Below are 20,359 nucleotides of genomic sequence, written 5' to 3' on the forward strand. Positions count from 1 at the left end.
CATTAAACGAACTGCAAGTACTCGTGTTGTGTGATGTATTAATATGCAGGAAAAGCTTCATATTAGATAAACATTATCGTCCCTATTTGTCGGGCATAAGTGCCCCGGGCAGAAATGTTATTGTAGCATTGCGCGGGCAATTTTAGCAATTTTTTTAGTTAATTACGGTTACAGGATGTAGATTGAAACTTGCTAAAGATTGGTTAATGAACATTAGAAATTCTTTGAAATAACCAATTTTTCAAGAATTTTGGGTATTTTGCCTTCAAGAAATTAAATATACGTTGGTAAAAATATTTGCATATAGGATTCATCTGGCGTTAACCAATTGATGTGTTATGCAAAATAAGGCATTAGTTTCGTCAAGAATACGTAATACCATTTTGGGTGCACTTTCCGTATTGTTTATTAGTACAGGGTGCATAAACACCGATGACATTAATCAATTTGTTAATGAAAATTCGCAAGAGGGATTAAATGTCACGGTAACCGAGCCCATCGACCGTGATTATCCCGATATAAAGCAGGACGGGACCATTAAGATGATAACCCGATATAGCTCAAATACCTATTTCCTGCATCAGGGTATTGAATGGGGATTTGAATATGAACTCGTACGAAAGTTTGCTCAGGAACACGACCTTGCATTAGAAGTCGTTGTCGTAGGGCCCAATGAAAATCCTTATGATTTACTTAACAGCGGGATGGGCGATTTAATAGCTGCAAATTATACAATTACGCAAGAACGGGAACAGTACGTAAAGTTTACGCGTCCTTATAACTTGGTTGACCAAGTGTTGGTTTTTTCGGATGAAGTAGAGGACCCGCCGCAAACGATCGAGAAAGTAGCAGAGCATGAAATTCCTATTACTGTACGCCGGAACAGTTCTTACTACTATCGATTGCAAAATTTAAGAGATCAGGGAATTAACTTGGTTACGCATCAGGTGCCGAACACCAAAGATACCGAGTCACTTTTGTTTGAAATATCGAATAATAAGCACCCGGCTACAGTGGCAGATGATAACATTTTCAGTGCCTCCAATAGGTATATGCAGGGATTGGTAAAAGGGCCAACTATTGCAAAGAATGATACAATTGCATGGGCGATCCGTAAAAATGCCAGTGATCTTGAAACGGAGTTAAATCGTTTTCTGTACAAGCATTTCCGGTTTGGTAAAGCGGGAGAAGAACCCAAGCGGTCGACGTTTTTAAATGTTTTGCGTAAACGATATTTCGAATCAGGGCAGCAAATTGCAGAGTACTATGATCCAGAAATGTCGAGCCGGAAATCTGGTATTATCTCCCCTTATGATGATTTGATTAAGGAGGTTGCTGATTCTGCGGGTGTCGATTGGCTATTGGTGGCTTCTATTGCAGCACAGGAGACAAAATTTAATCCCAATTCAAAGAGCTGGGCTGGTGCAGTTGGACTGATGCAGGTTATGCCGCGATTTTCTGAGGTTTCAAATGAAGAGAAACTCTATGATGTAGAGACGAACGTGAGAGAGGGCGTACGTATAATTAAAGAGCATCTTGATCACTATTCATACATGGACAGCACCAATAAATGGTCTTTTGCTCTTGCTACGTATAATGCCGGGCCCGGTCATATTGCAGATGCCCGCCGATTGGCGATTGATCAGAACAAGAATCCCAATGAATGGGAAAATGTTGAAGATGCGCTGCTTAAATTAATGCACCGAAAGTATTATAAAGATGCGCGCTACGGATTTACGAGAGGGATCGAAACGGTGCGCTATGTCAAAGAAATTAAAAACAGGTATAATACCTACAAAAGTATCTTGACGATGTCTCAAGACAATAAAGAAGATACAGGGCTTGGGGTTATGGGCTTGTTTAATTAGCCTTGATAACGATGATAGTAACATCGTCGTATTGAATATCTTTTGAGTAGCTTTTGACGTCTTCAATTATTGCGTTTTGAATCTTGCTGGCAGATAAATCACGGTTTTGCTTGATGCATTCAAATAACCGTTCCTCCCCATACTCTTCGGTTTCACTTTTATTTTTGGCTTCTGTTACTCCATCCGTATAAAAAACCAAGAGATCATCTTTCGAAAGTGTGATTGTTTGTTGATCATAAGGCGTCATAGTAGACATTGCCCCTAAAATAAGACCTCCTTCTGAGAGTTCTTCAAATTCATTCTTCTCCGATCTAAGCAAAGCCGGTGGATTGTGCCCGGCATTAACATATTGGAACTGGTAATTCTTAGGATTAAAAATACCCCAGAAGAATGTAATAAATTTATCACTGGGCGTATTTTGATAGATAATCTCATTTATTTGCCCGGTAGCTTCTGCCAAAGAAATATCAACCGGAAGCAATACATGCAACATCGCCTGTAGGTTAGCCATCAGCAGGGCGGCTGGCATACCTTTACCGGTGACATCACCGATAGCAAAGAGGAGCCTGTTTTCGGGGGCTTCTAAAATATCAAAATAATCACCTCCCACCTGATACGAAGAGATATTACTTGCTGCAATGTCGAGCTCATCACTTTGTGGAATGGGATCGGGAAGGAGCCCTTTTTGAATGCCTTTAGCAATATTGAGTTCTTCCTCCATCCGTTCTTTTTCAATGCGTTCTTCGAGGAGGTAGGTTTTTTGGATGGAAAGAACAGCAAGATTCCCGAGTGACTGCAGGAAATTATAATCGGAGCTGCTGTATTCCTCCTCATTGGCTCGCGCTCCTACACCAACAAGGGCAACGCGTTCACTTTGAAATTGAAGCCCAATAAGAGCCTTAATTTCATTTTCTGCTAAAAATGGAATTTCTTTTTCTAAGGTTTCATCCACTTCAATAAGGTCATCATCCAACGAAAATAGCTTATCTGTCTCATCATCAGACAGCTCACCGTTAATACCGCTGGTTGCCATTACCTTTCGCTCATCTTCATGTTCAAGCACAAAAAAGAATTTGCGGATGAGCATCTGTCCCAGCATGGCAAACTTGAAAATACGGATAATCTCATCGCGGTCGACCAGGATGTTAAAGTCCTTACTAAGATCAAAAAGCGTATTTAATTCATATACTTTTCGATCCAGCATTCGGTTGATGCGTCGCAACTCTGTAAACATTCTCGAGTTGGCAATGGCTACCGAGGATATGATGGAGAGGCTTTCCACAAATTCCACTTCGTGCTGGCTGAGCGGCTGTTTATTGCCTTTAGAGCCAAGGCATAAAAATCCAATATGGTCGTTACTGGTCTGCAGGTTAAAAAACGTACAGTGCTGGTCCCCTTCAATAAGGTCAGGCATTTCAAAATCATCGACCCCACACTGTATTACTGATTGTTCTTCTATGTCCTTATCCCAATCAAAAGAAATAGTTTGACCTTCTTTGGGGCAGTTGCGTCCCTTTGATTTGGAAATGATATAATTGTCGGATCCGGGCTGATACAACAGAATCATGCCTTTGCTCACCATCAGTTTACCCATGGTGATGAGCAGAAGATTATTGAGAACAAAATCCATGTCTTGAGACTCAATAAGCATTCGCGAAGTCTCAAGTAGAGTTTTTAGCTCAAATCTGGAATGCCCTGCATCATGTTTGTTGGAAGAGCTGCTCAAGGTCTTATTTTGTTTTTGTCATCCTAATTTCGTTTACCGAACCTTCAGTGTGATATTCTACATCATCCATAAGCTTTCTAATAAGATAAACTCCGACACCGCCTCGTTTTTTCTCTTTTATTTTCCGTCGCACATCAGGTTTTGAATATTTGCTGGGATCAAAGGCATCACCGGTATCCAGTAAAGAAACCCAAAAAATATTTCCGTTGTATCCAAGCTCGATGTCGACTGTTTTTTTGTCGTCGTGCTTATAGGCGTGCTTGATGATATTGGTATAAGCTTCGTCGACAGCAAGTTGTATATCGGCAACGTCTTGTTTGTTAAACCCAAACTCCTTGGCGTGTTTAGCAACGAAATCCCGTACCTCAGCCAAATGCTTAGTAGAAGCTTGAACAGAAATATTATATGTAGTAGTAGATTTTGCCAATGTAATTATGATTCAGCTTCGTCTTTTTCAAACTTTTTGATAGCGTCGGCTTCGTCATCTAAGATGTCGTAAAGCGAGGGGAAGCCCAAGAGGTCGAATACGTTATATACCTTGGAATTCATGTTCGTGAGCTTAATATCGCCACCCAATGAGCGTACATCCTCTATATATGCCATAAAAACTCCCAGGCCGGCACTTGCGATGTAGTCTAATTGCTTGCAATTAACAATTATTTGATGCTTCTCCTGATCTATAAGCTTCTTAAGAGAATCCTCTAATTGAGAGGCCGTATGAGCATCCAGCTCACCGCAAAGCTCCAAAACATCATAGGACTGAACTTCTCTGTGATTAATTTTAAAATTTTTCATTACTGCGGATTTGTTTGTTAGAAAACTATTCCTAAGTGGAAAGAACGACTAAACATAAAAAATTTTACGAACATGGTACGCAAAAATGAATAAATGCCTAAATTTATTTGGAGTGGTATAAGCCGGAATCCAATATCATATTTATATTGTGTAAGGCTTACGGAAAGAAGAGGAAAATGATTCAAAAAATAAGGCCTCACGAGTATCAGTCGTGAGGCCCTGACTATTCATCAAGAGAGACGCTACTTGAGCGCATTTCAATATACAGTAATTTCAATGTTTTCTACAAATTTTTCGGTTAAATATTATTCCTGAGACCATAAGAGTGGAATGAAGGGGTTTATATTTTGCTAGAGTTATGGGAGCCAACATCTTTCAGAAACCTACAGGTGTTATCGATAACATCATCAACGGATTTTGAGACTAGGGAACTACAGATAACATGGTTGTTAGCCTCAGGAAAATTTGAAATATGGAGTAGTTCTGTGCGAGTACCGAGATTTTGAGCCATTTTTTTAATAGCAGATACGGAAACAACGTTGTCTTGGTTGTCCTTATTTTTGTAATAATAGCCAACAAAAGTGGGATGAGATACTTCTTTGAAAAGGGAAGTTGTCATATTGTTTTCAACAAAAGCACCCAGCTCCAAAGCACCTGCAAGCGCATAGCGTTTATTCCAAATCTTGTCCTCGGCGAAGGTCGTATTTTTCGTTTTGATGAGATGCTTTTTGCCGGGAATAATTGCTAACGCTTTTCGGCTTAGTTTGTTCGTCAAAAATTTTGCGCTAATTCCATAAAAATCGATTAAGGGAGAATATAAAATAAGGGATGCTATATCTTTTTGATATGCTGGCTTTGAGGCCAGGTAAAGAGCGAGAGAGCCGCCGGTTGATGTACCCATTAAAATAACCTTTTTGCCGATACGCCTGCCTATTTCAAAAGCAAAACGTGCAGATCGGATCATTTTCTCCTTGGTTAAATTTAACAACGGATACTCACTTTTGATGCCGTGTTCTTCCATCCGGCTTAAAAAGAGATTGCATTCAAATGTTTTGGCAACCGTTTTATGGACGGGATCCCCTTCGGGATGCGATGCGCGAAATCCGTGAAGATATACAATAGCATATTCTGTTTGTTTTGGTTCTTGTGAATTCCAGATTATATTCGCTTTTGTACCTTCTTTTAAATTAAGCTGGGATTCTTGATTGTCCAGATAGGTATCCAATTTGTGGAGATCTGTAGGTATTTCAGATAATCTATGCTCCATTACCTCAGTGGCTTTGTTATTTAATAAGCGTTGAAAATAAGAAAAGCACCGCAGATCTAACTACGGTGCTTTTTTTAAAAAATTATTACAAAGAAGTTGGTTATTCCTCGGTTTTCATTGTATCTGCTTCAGCAGTACTAGATTCTTGCTCATCCATGGCCATTGAGATCCATGATTTTTCGTTATGGTTGCGCATTAACTTATCCTGGAGTTTTTCGGCCATATCTTTAGTGGCAACTCGTCCCAAGCGTACGCGGAACCAAATATCACCGGTTTCTTCGTTACCCATCTTAACGACATAAGCATTTTCGTAGCCACGATCGACCCATTTCTGAATTTGTGCTTCAGCTTTTTCTTCCGATCGCCACGCCTCAACCTGAACAGCAAATGCTCCGTTTTTGTCATACTCAATTCTATTGCGTTCTCGTTCTCTTTTGGCAGCCTCAATACTATCTTGACGAGCCTGCTCAATGCTATCTTGCCGCTGTTGTTCAAGACGCTGTTGCTTAACTCGTTCCAACGAATCCTGACGGGCCTGTTCTCTTTGTTGAATTTCTTCTTCACTTGGACCACAGGCCTGTAACATACTGATTGCCATTGCCGAAGTTATGAGAAAAATAACTACTCGTTTCATAAGCCTTGTTTTGTTAATGTATTGGGATGAATTATTTAAACTTTTCAATCTTAATTTTACTTAAAAAAAGGATCGGTACAAAACTAATTTAATAAAAAGATCATTTTAAGTTTTTCTGGGTGACATGGAAAGCCTGAAAGGTGTAATAATTTAAGGTTAACGGTTGCTATCAAGGATGTTTCTATTTAGATTTGATCTAAATTTTTCACTTCTCAGAGAAGGATAAGCGCTATTATAGGTACAAAAACAAATAGTAAGTCGCCCCCGTGGTATCTATTACTCATAGCGGGAGTTATTGCAGCAGGTGTTTTATTACCCCTTGTTTATTTATTGATCAGGGCTTTTGAGGCGTCCCCGGAGATGCTTAATAATGTGGTTTTCCGGATGCGTAATCTGTACCTGCTTGGCAACACCTTGTTATTAACATTTGGGGTGCTGTTGTTAGATATTTTGATTGCTTTGCCGCTGGCCTATATGTCGGTAAGGGTTAAAATTAAGGCGCGAAGATTTATTACCATATTGGGTGTACTTCCGCTTGCTATTCCAGGGTATGTAATGGCCTATGCATTACTGGGTCTCGGGGGATATAACGGCACCTTCCAGGCTTGGTTTGGATGGACCATACCAAGAATAAATGGGTTTTCGGGATCACTTATTGTATTAACGCTTTGTACATTTCCTTATCTGTATTTAAATCTTCGTACAGCACTTGCGGGGATGGATCGCTCCATCGAGGAGGTATCGCGTTCGTTGGGGCACGATGCTAAATCAACTTTCTTTAAAGTAATATTGCCACAACTTAGGCCGGCACTTCTGGCGGGATCACTTTTGGTAAGCTTGCATGTTATTGGTGATTTTGGGACGGTTTCACTGATGCGATTCGAGACGTTCAGTTATGCTCTTTATTTGCAATATATTGCCGCCTATGATCGCATTTATGCGGCTTGGCTGGCGCTAATGCTCTTGGCGTTAACGACCGGAGCGTTAGTGTTAGAATATAAAATGCTTAAGAAAGCCATTTACCATCGTCTGGGACGTGGAGTTTCCAAAGCCAAAAATTATTTGGAATTGGGGCCATGGGCAGTTCCCGCCTATACCTTTGTGGGAATATTATTTTTAGTGGCCATCGTTTTACCGGTTTCATCAATTGTTTTTTGGCTAAACCAAACAGCTTTTGCTTCTGTTGCCGGCAACTTATACGAGGCCTTTTTGAACTCTGTCCAGGCATCGGCTCCTGCAGCGGTACTAACAACTTTGATGGCTTTGCCGCTGGCGTATATTGGTGTTCGGTATAAATCGAAGTTGAGTAATCCTATTGAGCGGGTTGCTTATTTGGGATATGCAACGCCGCCGCTTGCTTTTGCACTGGCTTTTGTGTTTTTCTCCCTACAGGTTTCTACCGTTTTATATCAGTCGCTATTATTATTGGTGATTGCTTATTCACTGCACTTTTTGGCTGAAGGTATTGGCCCGGTACGCAGTGCGTTATATCAAGCCCCCGAAGATCTTGAGGAGGCGGCGCAATCATTGGGTTATTCGTCTTTAAAATCATTTATAAAAGTGACCTTGCCATTGTTACGGGGTGGAATTATTGCGTCGGCATCTTTGGTTTTTTTATCTGCAATGAAAGAGCTGTCAATAACGTTCTTACTATCACCAATAGGGTTTGATACTTTAGCGTTAAATGTGTGGTCGTATACGGGAGAAGCGATGTTTGCAGAAGCGGCTCCCTTTGCACTGTTAATTTTATTATTTTCATCCCTGTTTGTGGGATTTTTATTCTCTAAGGAATTGAAGAAGTAATGAGTGATTTACTTACCGTAAAAAATTTAACGAAGTCCTTTGATGAAGACAGTCCGGTTGTAGACGGATTGGATTTTGAAGTCAGGGAACATGAAATATTTGCTTTGCTGGGGCCAAGCGGGTGTGGTAAAACAACGTGTCTGCGGCTTATTTCAGGCTTTGAGCATGCTGACGAGGGAGAAGTTTATTTGGACGGTAACTTGCTGGAATCTCCCAAAAACCATGTGGCGCCCCAAGATCGAGGGATAGGATTTGTTTTTCAGGATTATGCATTGTTTCCCCACCTATCGGTTCTTGAAAATGTAGCCTTTGGGCTGACTGATATCCCCAAACACAAACGGCTTGTTTATGCCGAGGAAGTTTTATGCCGGACGGGAATGGGCGAATACAAAGATCGTAATCCCAGTGAGCTTTCGGGGGGGCAGCAACAGCGTGTAGCGCTGGCACGGGCAATAGCCCCCAAACCCAAGCTGGTACTGCTGGATGAGCCGTTTTCTAACCTTGATGCGATGTTGCGCGACTCTATGCGCAAAGAGGTTCGGGAAGTGCTCAAGAAAGCTGGTATGAGTGCCCTGCTTGTTACCCATGATCAGGAGGAGGCTCTTTCATTTGCAGATCGCATTGCAGTGATGAATGATGGGAAAATTGAGCAGATCGGTACGCCCGAAGAGGTCTATTATCATCCCAAGACAAAGTTTGTTGCACAGTTTCTGGGGCGAACCAATCTGTTCCATGCCGATGCCACCGGCGGATCACAGGTGGCCACGAAGCTGGGACCGATGAATTTGAATTGTAATGCCTGTGGGCGCGTGCTTTGTTCTATACGTCCAGAGCATTTGACGTTGGAGAAGCCCACCAATCAAAAGCCGGAAGATGTTGGTACCGTATTGGGACGCGAGTTTAAGGGGCATGATATTACCTATCACGTACAGCTCGGGGAACAGAAATATCTGGTGCATACTGATAATCGTGTACTTTTTGAACCGAATGATGCCGTAGTTATCAAACCACTGGAGTCTGCGGTTATTTTGGATGAATCCGATTAATTAAAGATTATATGAGCTTTCTATTACTTCTCGTTATTGCTGCTATCTGCGGAGCTATCGGTCAAAGTATAGCGGGATATTCGCTCGGTGGCTGTCTTATAACTACTGTTGTAGGATTTATTGGCGCTTTTATTGGCAAGTGGCTGGCTGCTGAAATGGGACTCACCTATATTCTGCCCGTCGAAGTGGGCGGCGAAACCTTTCCTATTATTTGGTCGATATTGGGATCTGCCCTTTTTGCCGTTGCTATCGGATTGTTGTCACGGGGGAAAGATCAACTAAGAAAATAATGGATTCCCCTGAATGGGAGAGACCTTTTTATGATGATCGCTTGCTAAAAGTTATTTTGGAGCAGAGAAGTCCTGATTAAAAGGATTATTATCAAAGCCCGGGGTAATTTTTACAAAACCGTGATCTGATGCTTCGTGGCAGGAATTGCAGGTATCAACGAGTTTAATTGTCTGTTGTCGGATTTTTCCCCAATTTTTGCTCTCCAGTGCTTCTTCGGTGGGTTCAATTTCCGGTTCCAGGTATTGTCCTATGAGTTTGTCAATATCGTAGCCCTCATAAGTGGGAACGTCTTCAGCTATACTTTCTACCGATTCTTCAACTTCGTGGAGATAGAATGATGCCAGCTCATGATTTTCGGCTTCTACAGCTAACGCATATTTATGAGTATAGGTTTGTAGTTGTCCCATAGCGACGGCAAGCTCAACCTCCTCATGTCCCTCTTTTTTATGGGTTTCTTTGTTCTGAGCCTCTGAATTGCACTGTATGGTAAGAGCAGCTACTGCAAAAATTGTTAAAACAGATAGCAATCGATACGCTGATTTTTGTATGAGCATAAAAGATATTTTTGATCCTTGTTTCTAATGGTTGAAATGATACTAAAAATTTATTAAAGCTGTGAATTGGGAATCGGTCCCTGGTTTATCAGAATTTACTGAAAACATCTAAAACAGACGTGCGATACTAATATTTACTAAAAAGGTGGGTTCATCCAAGCGAGTGGCAAAATCGATCCGGAACAGATCTAATATTCCATTTAGAGACGCGCCTGCTTCCCAGTGGATGCCATTAGTTGCTCTTGTTGTATAACCGGGCTGATTAATTAAGGAGCCGTTCTTTACCCACGTTTGGGCGGCACCGGCAAAGACAATAAAGCCAATATTATTATTGACCAGCGGTCGTAATCCCAATAGCTCAAAGGGGATAGTACGGAAGTTATGTTCAGCATTTATAGATAGGTATTGTTGCCCTTGATAGGGGCGATTTCGGATTGTTTTTAGCACCCCATATGGCGCTGTTGCTCCAATAGTACCATCGATAATTCCCCATTTTTGTGGAGGAAGGTCTCCGCTGTAGGTTCCGCCTTTAATATTGAAATCAAGCGTGTTGGCTAAAAATCGGCGCTGATAGAAGGTAGGAAATGACCATGAAAGGAATCCTGTATAACGGGTAAATGCAAAGTCGCTGCCAAGCGCATCCGATGAATGCTCGATAGTAAATTGTGCTTTTTTCTGTGCTGTGACACCAAAATTGTAGGATTCATCTACATTATATCCTGTGGTAACATCAATAGACTTGAGCGTGCCTTCGGAGATGGCGGGATTTACCAGGAAGTTGCTGGAGCTGCCCAAAATATCATAAGCAGTAGTAGTTGGCAGGGACTTGTGGTTTTGATGGTTATATCCCATTTCGAGAGAGAGGTTATGAGGAAAATCCCATCCCGAAAAAATCCGAAAACCTTCTGAACGATAGTAATCAAAGTAGCCTTGGTGTCCCATTAAGTTGGGGATTATTGTATAGTATGGATTATAGATGTGGGAGTGGTATCGGGTTTCGGTGCCGGCGCGATAATCACCGCCAATGACTGCCGATCCCCAATTTTGCTGAAGCCATTCAATGGTGAGTCCGCCTCCGTAATTCCACTCGCGGTAGCCGGTACTGTATCCGCCCTGACCACGAATATTGAGCCAATTGGTGGCATCAATGCTATAGCGTAATCCCACAAAAGCTTGGTCCACCCGGTTGTATCTTCCATCCGGAGTAATGTTACCGGGTACTTCATCGAGGAAACTTAGAAATCCGGAGTCAGAGTTATCACTTTCCTCCTCATCATTATCTATTAGATTGGCTAAAAAGCCGCTGGGTTTAAACGCTTTTTCGAGCGTAGCAGTGCTGTCGAGGGTGGCGTAAGCCAGCTCTTCTTCGGATGATAATGGAACGGTATTTACCTGTTGAGCAATCAATGAATCGGATTGAACGGTGGTACTGTCAACACTGAATCGGTCTTCTTTTTTGTAAAGGGAATCGGGTAGTGAGATGTTGACTTGGTAGTTAGTGATGCGGGAAAGCTGTTTAAACTTGATCATTGGGAAATCAAGTCCTACCATCTTAATTTTTATGTCGCCTCCGATGCGTACATCTACTGGCAACCAAAAATCCTGACCGAAATTGTTGAACTGTTGTTTGTAAGATGTCTTGAATGATTTTATTGGAGCCGGAAAAGTTACAACATCATTTGGAACTAAATCTACTTCGAGCAGCGCGTATTCATCAGCCAGTACAAAAGCGGTACCTTCAAACAGGGGTTGAAGTTTTCGTGCCGGTGTTACTTCAATTTTGTAGACGGTTTGATTATCGAGGGAGGTCTGATCTACAAGTTTAAAATCGTAATAGTCCAGTGCATCGGGATGGGTAATGCCTACTAAGTTAAATTCAGCAATTTCGATATTATCATCATAAAAGTTTGGCAGATAGCTTACTCCCGCAAAGTTACTCGCTGCCTCAATATTGGCCGTTTGGCGCTTGGATTTTTGTACCTCGCGATGTCCTCGTTGTTTATCCCAGAAAACTTCCGAAACGGATTCCGTAATTGAAACAATGGCCGTATCGTTTGATAATGTTTGTCGGGTATAAGCTTCGGCGCGATAGGTTTCGAGCTGTTTTCGCCACTGCTGTTTGCGTTTGATAACTTCCCGCATAATACGCATCCCGGGATCTTCATCCGTAACCACAATTTCCTCCATTTCGGTTACTGAGGGATTCAGCGAGATATTTTGTTTTGCTGATGAGTTTTTGGTAATGGTTAGCTGTTGTGTTTCATATCCGATATAGCGAATGAGAAGCGTTGCCGGCAGCAGTGAATCGGGAATGGTCAAAGAAAAGTTGCCATTGCTGTTGGTGATGGTGCCTCTATAGGTATCATTGATTAAAATATTAGCAGAGGGCAGTGTTTCTTTTGTTTGGGCATCAATGACTGTGCCGCTGATCTTCTTTTGAGCCTGTACGGAAGAGCAAATAAAAAGAAGAAATAAGAATGCAGATAAAAATTTTCGGCTTTCGGACATTGATCTGTTTTTGGATTGCAAACAACAGCCCAGTTCTACTGATATTACAGTTTTTTGTTACAGGTGCAGGGCATACACAGTTAACTTTTCCCAGCCAATTACAATACGAAATGAATTTAGTGTATAGTTCGAATATACTAATCTATAAATCGCTTATAGATTGCCACGAGTTTATACTGATCTAATCCGATATAATAAAGCAGAAGGATTAGCGTGAAGACTAACTGTAGCTTTACTATGCCATTGTTTCTATATTTTTGAGCTGAAGTAATTACGCTTTTATCAAGTATCACAAAGGAGAAACGTTGTTTGATGCGTCGGACAATCTCCTGATCCTCCATCACGATATGATCTTCCCGGAATCCCTGCAGCTCGTGGAATGCATTCCTGGGTGATGAAATAGACTTTGATCTCCAAAGCGGAAAAGATCAATATCGAAGCGGGTAAACCAGCTGTAAAATCGCAGCAGAAAGTGATCGTAATCAAAAGCGAGCTGAAAGCATCCGGCCTGACGCTCCTGATTCACAGCTGACATTATAGCGCTGTCAAAGTCTTTTGGTGGATGAGTATCAGCATGTAAAAAATAGAGTATTTCTCCCTGAGCCTGTTTTGCACCAAAATTCATTTGGGCCGCCCGACCTTTATCAGGGCTTTCAAAAATTTCAGCGCCCGCCTGTTTGGCTCTGTTGATTGTAGCATCTGTACTTCCCCCGTCAACTACAAGAATTTCCAGAATATAGCCTTTACTGTGTTCTTGTACTTTTTCTATGGTTTCAGTTATGGAATCAGCTTCATTAAAAGTGGGAATAATAACGCTGATACTCATTAATCTGTAACCAGGTTTGAAGCTTTGAGATCTTCCTCGGTATCAATATCGTTAAGCATGGGCAACTGTTTATATGAAATATTCATCTCTTTAAATTGACGAATGGTTTCTTCAAAAACAGAAGAAGTGCTCCAGGCCTTGTTTTCAAAAAGGGAGGGATAGAAGGCTAACATGCCCAGCAGATAATAGCCGCCGTCATTGGCGGGGCCAATAACGGCCTGATTATTTTCCAGTGCCTTAAAACTTTCTTCAATAAATTCAGGGTTGAGTGCACTGCAGTCACTTCCAATAATTACAACTTTTTGATATCCATCGGCAAAAGCTTTTTTAAAGGCATATCGCATTCGTAGACCGAGATTATCTCCTTTTTGGAGATATTTGTCGTAATTGCCATCCGACCAGATATCATCTTCGTCGATAAAACGAGAGTACCAAATCTGTTTGGATACGTCGAGCTGATCTGTAATAGATTTGGTTATTCTTAAAAGCTTTTGATATACCTGTAGCGCTTTTTGGTTGCCCATGGTTTTGGCAAGCCTGGTTTTCACCTTTCCTTTTTCGGGATTCTTGATGAAAACGATAAGCACGCTGTTGCTTGTGCTTGAGTTATTTTCTTGTATATCCATAAAAAGTTTCTGTTTAGGTTGTAGTTCCTCCACAACTGCTACCGGCCCCGGCCGTACAACCAAAACAGTGCTGATTGATCTTGATCTCTCGATCGTTAAGCCTTTCTTCATTCCACTCGCTGATGTGTTGCGGGGATTCCTCTTCTACCGGCATTTCCAGCATCTGGTTAAAGTCGCAATCGTAAAGTGTACCATCCCAGCCTACTGAAATGGTATCGCGACACATAACTCCTTTGGCAGCGGCAGGATTAAAGGCTGTAATCAACCGATCCATATATTCTTCCAGATTGCCTGATTCCAATAAGAAGTTTAGAAAACGACTGATGGGGAGGTTGGTAATGGTAAATAGATTATTGAAAACAATGCCGTGTTTGCGGTCGAGCTGACGCTTAAATTCTTTTTCGAGGGATTCCTGTCCGCCAGGCAAGAATGCTCCTGTTGGATTATAAACCAGATTCAATTCTAATTCAGTGTCTTCTTTGCCGTATCCGATTTTGTTGAGCTTTTTTAACGCTTCAATTGATCGATCATACGTTCCCTCCCCGCGCTGACGGTCGGTTCTGGATTTGTTATAAAAGGGAAGTGAACAGGTAACTTCTACGCCATGTTCGGCAAAAAATTCAGGCAACTCCTGATACTTGGGAGCTGTGGTCAGGATGGTCAGATTCGACCGCACGATGATATTCTTGCCAAGTGCTGAAACTTGTTCGACGAACCAGCGAAAATGGGGATTCATTTCCGGTGCGCCGCCGGTTAGGTCCACCGTTTTGATATCGGAATGGCGCAAAGCCTCCAGGCAGTGTTCAAGGGTTTCTTTAGTCATAACCTCGTCACGATCCGGTCCTGCATCCACATGACAATGTTTGCAGGTCATATTGCACATGTATCCTACATTAATCTGGAAAATTTCGATACCGGTGGGACGAAGAGGAAAGAGGTCAATCTCCTCAAGTTTCTCTTTAAATTTTGGTTGCTGTCGCAGTGATTCTGAATAGTTATTTAGCACATCTAACTGATAGGCCGGATCGGAAAGATCGTGACTAATTGTTTTTAGCGATTTGATCATAATGCGTTATAAGTTCTAAAACTATTTTGGAATGAAATGGGAACTGGGGTTCTGCAAGGATATTACATGCTCAGATCTTTGGTTTTATTCATCATCTGTACGCCATGTACAAGTGATGATCCACCGCGGATAGCTGAAGCCACATGAACCGCCTCCATCATCTGCTCTTCGCTTGCTCCTTTTTCCAGGCTTTCGGTAGTGTAGGCGTCAATACAATAGGGACATTGGACCGTATGGGATACCGCCAATGCGATCAGTGCTTTTTCGCGAGCACTGAGTGCTCCTTCCTCAAAGACGGCCCCATAGTAATCAAAAAACTTTTCGGCTAGTTCGGGACCAAATTCACCAACATCTTCAAACTTTTTTAGATCCTTGGGATTGTAATAACTGTCACTCATTATAAGTATGATTTTTTTAACGTGAATGCCATGGCTAAATAAGCAATATTAAAAAGATTATACCAACTGATAGATGGCCATAGAAATTTTGACGATAATAGATTCTTTCTTCTTACGATTTTATTTGTGATAAAAGGATAAAACCAAATCCCAGGAAAAGTAATTCGCAAAAAAAGAGATTGTAAATAGTAAGAAGCTATTGGAGTGAAGCATCTAAAATTTCTCATACTTTTTTAAATATTTTTTAATTACCAAAGAAAAACAGTGATATATGAAGTACGATTATGATTTACTTGTAATTGGAGGTGGAGCAGGAGGGCTCACTGCAGCAGGTATGGGGGTCAACTTTGGGGCTAAAACGTTAATGGTGGAAGCCAACAAGCTGGGGGGCGATTGCACGTGGCACGGCTGCATCCCAAGCAAAACATTACTGCACCTTTCGAAGGTGGCACAAAATGTAAATGAAGCCGAAAAGTTTGGTTATCAAAAATCGCAGGGACTCGAGTTTTCGTCTGTGATGGAGCATGTCAGATCCAAACGAGAGGAGGTCTACAAAGAGGCAGATGATCCTGATATCTACCGTCAAATGGGCGTAGATATTGAGTTTGGTCAGGCTTTATTTGTTGACGACCATACTGTTCGCATTATCAAGGATGATGAAAACATAAAGGTGTCTTCGCGATATATTATTGTTGCAACCGGCAGTAAGGCGATGATTCCTCCTATCAAAGGGATTCAGGAGATATCGTACCATACCAATGAGACGATTTTTGAACTCGAAGAGCAGCCTGAAAGCCTGGCGATTATCGGGGCAGGACCTATTGGCATTGAGATGGCGCAAGCGTTTCAGCGGCTGGGTACACAGGTAACGGTCTTTGATATGCTACCTCGTATTCTATCTAATGATGATGAGGAATTAGCAGGGATGCTCCGGGATTATTTAGCGGATGAAGGCATCGATTTTAAGCTTTCTGCGAGCGTGAAAAAACTATCTGAAACCTCGGGTAGATCGGTGAAAATAGAGGCAGAAATTAATGGAGAGACTTTAGTGTGGGAGGGAAGCGAAGTGCTTGTGGCTGCGGGACGCACTGCCAACCATGAAGGGTTGCAATTAGAAAATGCGGGAATTGATTATCAGAAGAACGGAATAACTGTTGATGATCGTTGCAAGACAAATAAAAAGCATATCTATGCGGTGGGTGATGTCACCGGACGATATCAGTTTACTCACATGTCTGAGCACATGGCCAAAGTTGCGGTGACCAATGCGCTGCTTAAAATACCGAAGAAGATTGATCAGAAACATGTGCCGTGGAGTACGTATACCGATCCTGAGCTGGCACATGTAGGGGCCACAGAGAAAAAGCTGCAAGAGAATAACATCTCATACAAAACCTACCGATTTCCGTATGATAAAATCGATAGAGCGATTACCGATGAGTCAACCGAGGGACTTATTAAAGTATTTGCCAAGGAGTGGAACGGCAAAATACTGGGTGCTACGATTTATGGAAAGCAGGCAGGGGATCTCATTGGGGAATATGCTCTGGCAATGCGAAATGGAGTAACGCTTAGAAATATTGCTGACACTATTCATCCGTATCCTACCTACGGACTTGGGGTACGCAGGGCAGCCGATCAGTGGTATGTCCAGAGCCAGTCGACCTGGATGGTTAAGTTGATAAAATGGGTGTTTGGATACCGGGGAACAGTGCCGGATTTGAGTGATGAGGATCGTATCATTTAGTTCCATTGAATAAAAAAGTCCGCCGGTTAAAGCGGACTTTAAAAACTACTCTCTCTTGATATTATTCAACGGCTTATCTGTTAGTAAGACCATTGAGAAGGATAATCCTTACAAAATTTCTTTTCATAATTTATTATTTTATTTCATGCATTTGTTCATATTATTTGTATAATTGCTTCTTATGAAATCACTGACAGAAAAACAGCGACAACTTTGGGAATACATTTTAAGTTTTTATGAAGACCATAGTCAATTTCCCAGTTATGAAAATATGCAGCAGGAGTTTGGGTATAGCTCCTCTAACAGTATTTATCAGCACCTGCAGGCGCTGACCAAAAAGAATTATCTGGCTAAGCATGGCCGGGGCCATTATGATATCCATCCAAGTAAGCGTAATGAGCTGAGTGGTTTTTACCCGGGCATTCCCGTAAAAGGACGTATTTCCGCCGGGGCGATGCATGAGGCCATCAGTGAAAATCTGGGGCACCTTCCTGTAGAAATTCATCCCGAAAAATCCGATCACTATTTTGCCCTTATTGTTGACGGTGAAAGCATGATTGATGCTGATATTCGCGACGGTGATTATATCATTATTGATCCTCGTGAGCCTAAAGATGGAGAGATCGGGGCTATTCGCTATCGGGGTGAAACCACCTTAAAAACCATTCGAAAAAAAGAGAACGGAATTACTTTGCAACCGGAGAATCCATCTTATGACCCTATCGATATCACTCCCGATGAATGGGAGAATATTATGGTTTATGGAACATATGTTGGTAAGGCGTGGAAGAACGGTGATGATTGGGGCCTGATTTTTCGAAACGGATAATTAAATTGGCGGGAAGCCAGCAGCCGGGAGATTTCTCATTACTCCTGTATCCTGAATTTTGGCTGCTGCTCTTCGCTCAAATTCAGCTTGTATATTTGCAGCAAATCTGCTTATTGTAAAAAGCAGTTACACGAAAATTGTCCCCATAGTTCAAGTGGATAGAACGGAGGTTTCCTAAACCTCAAATCCTGGTTCGATTCCGGGTGGGGATACGATATCGCCCTTTGGAGTTCATAGAGGGCATTTTTCTATTGGTTTGGCCAACATTTTCCGGTTTTGGTCGCCTCGAGGGATTGGGCTTACAAAGCAGGGGCAATAATTCCCTCCTTGACAATGTTAACATTATTGTTAACTTGTGATCTATGAAGCAAATCAAATTCTATCGCAAGAAATCCGGTAAATGCCCGGTCGAGGAATTTTTAGATTCATTACAACCCAAACATGTTCAGAAAGTAACTTGGACGCTTCGGCTTATCGAAGAGATGGATCAGGTTCCTGCCCAATATTTTAAGAAGCTGAAAAACACCGACGATATTTGGGAAGTTCGAACACGAATGGGTTCTCATAGCTTTCGACTCCTCGGATTTATAACAGGCGATGAATTTGTTGTACTAACAAATGGATTTAAGAAGAAATCACAGAAAACACCCAAACAAGAAATAGAGCTGGCTGAACGGCGTAAAGCTAATTATCTGGCTCGCAACGGAGGCTCCCATGAGTGATCTTCAAGCGTACATACATAAACGAAAGCAAAACGATCCGGAATTTGCGGAAGGATATGAAGAAGGATATCTACATTTTAAAATTGGGGCTCTTTTAAAGCAAGCCCGAGAAAATGCGGGCTTAACGCAAGAAGAAGTAGCCAAGCAAATGAATACCCAAAAAACGGCTATTTCTCGCATCGAAAATCATGCAGAAGATATCCGTTTGTCTACCCTGGAAAAATATGCCAAGGCCTTCGGCAAAACGCTGCGCGTTGAATTGGTAGATTGAGGGTTGGCTTGCTCCCATAATACTACTGGTCATCGCGAGGAGCGAAGCAACGACGCCTGCCTGCGCGGAGCCTTTTGAATATGTGGCAAGCCTTACCAAAAAAGCTTCGGTCTCTTACGCTTCATAGCTTCAGCGACGTAGCGCATAGGCAGGCAATCTCTTTTTCGGTGCTCGGTTCTGTGAGATTGCCGCGCCTTTTATTCACTACGCTCATGTAACGTCGCAATGACAGACTTTTTTCATGTTGCCTACGGTTACAGCGACTTTAGCTTTAGCTACACTCCAACACAAGCAGCACTGACGCAAGGAAATTGCACGATACAACCAAACGGAACACAACATCTGCTGCCCGACATTTCTTGCAGAACGCTGCCGTTAAAAAATGTAACGTACGGTCTGTATTCAGTCATCAGATAATTTGAACCCACTTCTAAGGCACTGGGAAGCAAAGTGTTGCTTTCGGGTGGGGATACTTTTCTACTATTGAATATTTATGATTTATCTTCTCCCTGTACTATTTGAAGCATGATGACATCATAAACTGCATGGGCAGTCATGGCGGCAATTAAACCGGTATATTCAAAAAGATAGCCAAGCAGCATGCTGAGCCCAAACATTGTCAGCCCAAATAGCATGTGTCCCGCTGACTTAAACTTGAAATAGCCGTGGATACCAATAAAAATAAATGAAGTAATCCAGATGCCGAGTAATGGCTGTATGGCTCCGCGGAAAAGCAACTCCTCTCCCACTCCGGCAAATGCCGAAAGCTGAATTCGATCAAAGCTGGTAAATTGTAGTTTTGAAACCATATCAACGATATAAAAATCATGTAATACCTCTGAAACCGGGGGACGATTAATAAAGAAACCGATTATGCCTGCCGCAGCACCCCCTGATACAATCCCGATGAGAAGCTGGGTTGTAACGGGATAGCCGTGTTCAAAAACAGTATATAGGTTTTGATCGTGAAAGTATCGGAAAATAAGAATAGCGAGAATTAGATAGGCGGTGGTAGAAAACAGAGAGAGTAGCAGTAATTTGCTGCTCGAAGCTTGATGTTCATCTTGGGTTGAAGGTAGTGTGTTATTTTCTTCGTCGATCATAAAATTCTAGTTAGGATCATTCCCCAAGATTTAATGGAAATATAATTTGCTTCCCAAAAGTAATAAAATGTGAATTCAGTTCGCATAAAAGCTCGAATTCCGTAAGTTAGAAAAAATTTGTTGCTCCAATTTAATTCAACAACGTCTAACTAAATCATTTCGATTATGAAACGTTTTTTGCTCTTCCCCTTGATACTGTTTTTAGCCTATTCGTATACAGCTAAGGGACAAGATTTAACAATTGATCCCCAAATGTATGAAATCATTGATAAAGTAAGT

20 protein-coding genes and 1 tRNA gene are annotated in these 20,359 nt (G+C 41.8%); 9 read left to right on the forward strand and 12 right to left on the reverse strand.

The window, feature by feature from the left end; translation table 11 throughout:
* The first annotated feature begins 338 nt into the window (after nucleotides 1–338).
* Nucleotides 339–1,868 carry a transglycosylase SLT domain-containing protein gene (locus U5J89_RS05705; RefSeq protein ID WP_322574646.1) on the forward strand — a complete coding sequence of 510 codons (1,530 nt, stop codon included), beginning with the start codon at nucleotides 339–341 and terminating at the stop codon, nucleotides 1,866–1,868.
* Here the strand turns inward: U5J89_RS05705 and U5J89_RS05710 are convergent.
* The 5 genes from U5J89_RS05710 to U5J89_RS05730 form a co-directional block, all read right to left on the reverse strand.
* Nucleotides 1,861–3,594 (reverse strand): SpoIIE family protein phosphatase, encoded by a 1,734-nt coding sequence (locus U5J89_RS05710; protein WP_322574647.1) that lies wholly within the window; start codon nucleotides 3,592–3,594, stop codon nucleotides 1,861–1,863. The two genes, U5J89_RS05705 and U5J89_RS05710, sit on opposite strands and share 8 nt — an antisense overlap.
* Before the next feature lie 4 nt (nucleotides 3,595–3,598).
* The gene (locus tag U5J89_RS05715; protein WP_322574648.1) at nucleotides 3,599–4,021 is read right to left on the reverse strand and encodes an ATP-binding protein; all 423 of its coding nucleotides are present in this window, start codon (nucleotides 4,019–4,021) and stop codon (nucleotides 3,599–3,601) included.
* Nucleotides 4,022–4,026: 5 nt separating this feature from the next.
* Nucleotides 4,027–4,389, reverse strand: a complete 363-nt coding sequence (locus U5J89_RS05720) for an STAS domain-containing protein (protein WP_322574649.1) — start codon at nucleotides 4,387–4,389, stop codon at nucleotides 4,027–4,029.
* Nucleotides 4,390–4,729: 340 nt separating this feature from the next.
* Nucleotides 4,730–5,656, reverse strand: a complete 927-nt coding sequence (locus U5J89_RS05725) for an alpha/beta hydrolase (RefSeq protein ID WP_322574650.1) — start codon at nucleotides 5,654–5,656, stop codon at nucleotides 4,730–4,732.
* A 100-nt stretch (nucleotides 5,657–5,756) separates the two neighbouring features.
* Nucleotides 5,757–6,290, reverse strand: coding sequence for an SPOR domain-containing protein (locus tag U5J89_RS05730; protein WP_322574651.1), 534 nt, complete (start codon nucleotides 6,288–6,290; stop codon nucleotides 5,757–5,759).
* A gap of 384 nt (nucleotides 6,291–6,674) precedes the next feature.
* Between U5J89_RS05730 and U5J89_RS05735 the strand changes: the two genes are divergently transcribed.
* From U5J89_RS05735 to U5J89_RS05745, 3 genes are read left to right on the forward strand one after another with little or no spacing between them, the layout of a single operon-like run.
* Nucleotides 6,675–8,093: an iron ABC transporter permease gene (locus tag U5J89_RS05735; protein WP_322574652.1), complete on the forward strand. Its 1,419-nt coding sequence runs from the start codon at nucleotides 6,675–6,677 to the stop codon at nucleotides 8,091–8,093.
* Nucleotides 8,093–9,139, forward strand: a complete 1,047-nt coding sequence (locus U5J89_RS05740) for an ABC transporter ATP-binding protein (protein WP_322574653.1) — start codon at nucleotides 8,093–8,095, stop codon at nucleotides 9,137–9,139. The genes U5J89_RS05735 and U5J89_RS05740 overlap by 1 nt, the downstream gene beginning before the upstream one ends.
* Nucleotides 9,140–9,150: 11 nt before the next feature.
* Nucleotides 9,151–9,429: a hypothetical protein gene (locus U5J89_RS05745; protein ID WP_322574654.1), complete on the forward strand. Its 279-nt coding sequence runs from the start codon at nucleotides 9,151–9,153 to the stop codon at nucleotides 9,427–9,429.
* A gap of 51 nt (nucleotides 9,430–9,480) precedes the next feature.
* Here U5J89_RS05745 and U5J89_RS05750 read toward each other — a convergent pair whose 3' ends face one another.
* From U5J89_RS05750 to U5J89_RS05775, 6 genes are all read right to left on the reverse strand, one after another.
* On the reverse strand, nucleotides 9,481–9,984 hold the full coding sequence (locus U5J89_RS05750) for a hypothetical protein (protein ID WP_322574655.1): 504 nt from the start codon (nucleotides 9,982–9,984) through the stop codon (nucleotides 9,481–9,483).
* Nucleotides 9,985–10,092: 108 nt separating this feature from the next.
* Nucleotides 10,093–12,492 (reverse strand): DUF5686 and carboxypeptidase-like regulatory domain-containing protein, encoded by a 2,400-nt coding sequence (locus tag U5J89_RS05755; protein WP_322574656.1) that lies wholly within the window; start codon nucleotides 12,490–12,492, stop codon nucleotides 10,093–10,095.
* A 340-nt stretch (nucleotides 12,493–12,832) separates the two neighbouring features.
* A complete protein-coding gene (locus U5J89_RS05760) occupies nucleotides 12,833–13,318 on the reverse strand; it encodes a glycosyltransferase (protein WP_322574657.1) in 486 nt (161 codons plus the stop codon).
* Nucleotides 13,318–13,944, reverse strand: a complete 627-nt coding sequence (locus tag U5J89_RS05765; RefSeq protein WP_322574658.1) for a TIGR04282 family arsenosugar biosynthesis glycosyltransferase — start codon at nucleotides 13,942–13,944, stop codon at nucleotides 13,318–13,320. The genes U5J89_RS05760 and U5J89_RS05765 overlap by 1 nt, the downstream gene beginning before the upstream one ends.
* A 13-nt stretch (nucleotides 13,945–13,957) precedes the next feature.
* The gene (arsS, locus tag U5J89_RS05770) at nucleotides 13,958–15,007 is read right to left on the reverse strand and encodes an arsenosugar biosynthesis radical SAM (seleno)protein ArsS (RefSeq protein WP_416208500.1); all 1,050 of its coding nucleotides are present in this window, start codon (nucleotides 15,005–15,007) and stop codon (nucleotides 13,958–13,960) included.
* Between the two features lie 65 nt (nucleotides 15,008–15,072).
* A complete protein-coding gene (locus tag U5J89_RS05775; protein WP_322574660.1) occupies nucleotides 15,073–15,408 on the reverse strand; it encodes an arsenosugar biosynthesis-associated peroxidase-like protein in 336 nt (111 codons plus the stop codon).
* A 271-nt stretch (nucleotides 15,409–15,679) separates the two neighbouring features.
* Between U5J89_RS05775 and U5J89_RS05780 the strand changes: the two genes are divergently transcribed.
* The 5 genes from U5J89_RS05780 to U5J89_RS05800 all read left to right on the forward strand — a co-directional run bounded on the left by U5J89_RS05780 (nucleotide 15,680) and on the right by U5J89_RS05800 (nucleotide 18,977).
* The gene (locus tag U5J89_RS05780) at nucleotides 15,680–17,155 is read left to right on the forward strand and encodes a dihydrolipoyl dehydrogenase family protein (RefSeq protein WP_322574661.1); all 1,476 of its coding nucleotides are present in this window, start codon (nucleotides 15,680–15,682) and stop codon (nucleotides 17,153–17,155) included.
* A gap of 181 nt (nucleotides 17,156–17,336) precedes the next feature.
* On the forward strand, nucleotides 17,337–17,984 hold the full coding sequence (locus U5J89_RS05785) for a LexA family transcriptional regulator (protein WP_322574662.1): 648 nt from the start codon (nucleotides 17,337–17,339) through the stop codon (nucleotides 17,982–17,984).
* A 139-nt stretch (nucleotides 17,985–18,123) separates the two neighbouring features.
* Nucleotides 18,124–18,196: transfer RNA gene (locus U5J89_RS05790), tRNA-Arg, on the forward strand.
* A 150-nt stretch (nucleotides 18,197–18,346) separates the two neighbouring features.
* Entirely contained in the window at nucleotides 18,347–18,706 is a 360-nt protein-coding gene (locus tag U5J89_RS05795) for a type II toxin-antitoxin system RelE/ParE family toxin (RefSeq protein WP_322574663.1), read from the forward strand.
* Nucleotides 18,699–18,977, forward strand: coding sequence for a helix-turn-helix transcriptional regulator (locus tag U5J89_RS05800; RefSeq protein WP_322574664.1), 279 nt, complete (start codon nucleotides 18,699–18,701; stop codon nucleotides 18,975–18,977). The genes U5J89_RS05795 and U5J89_RS05800 overlap by 8 nt, the downstream gene beginning before the upstream one ends.
* A 491-nt stretch (nucleotides 18,978–19,468) precedes the next feature.
* Here U5J89_RS05800 and U5J89_RS05805 read toward each other — a convergent pair whose 3' ends face one another.
* Entirely contained in the window at nucleotides 19,469–20,080 is a 612-nt protein-coding gene (locus tag U5J89_RS05805) for a CPBP family intramembrane glutamic endopeptidase (RefSeq protein WP_322574665.1), read from the reverse strand.
* Nucleotides 20,081–20,359 lie beyond the last annotated feature (279 nt).

Origin of the sequence: Fodinibius sp. (assembly GCF_034521915.1) — a bacterium.
GTDB lineage: Bacteria > Bacteroidota > Rhodothermia > Balneolales > Balneolaceae > Fodinibius.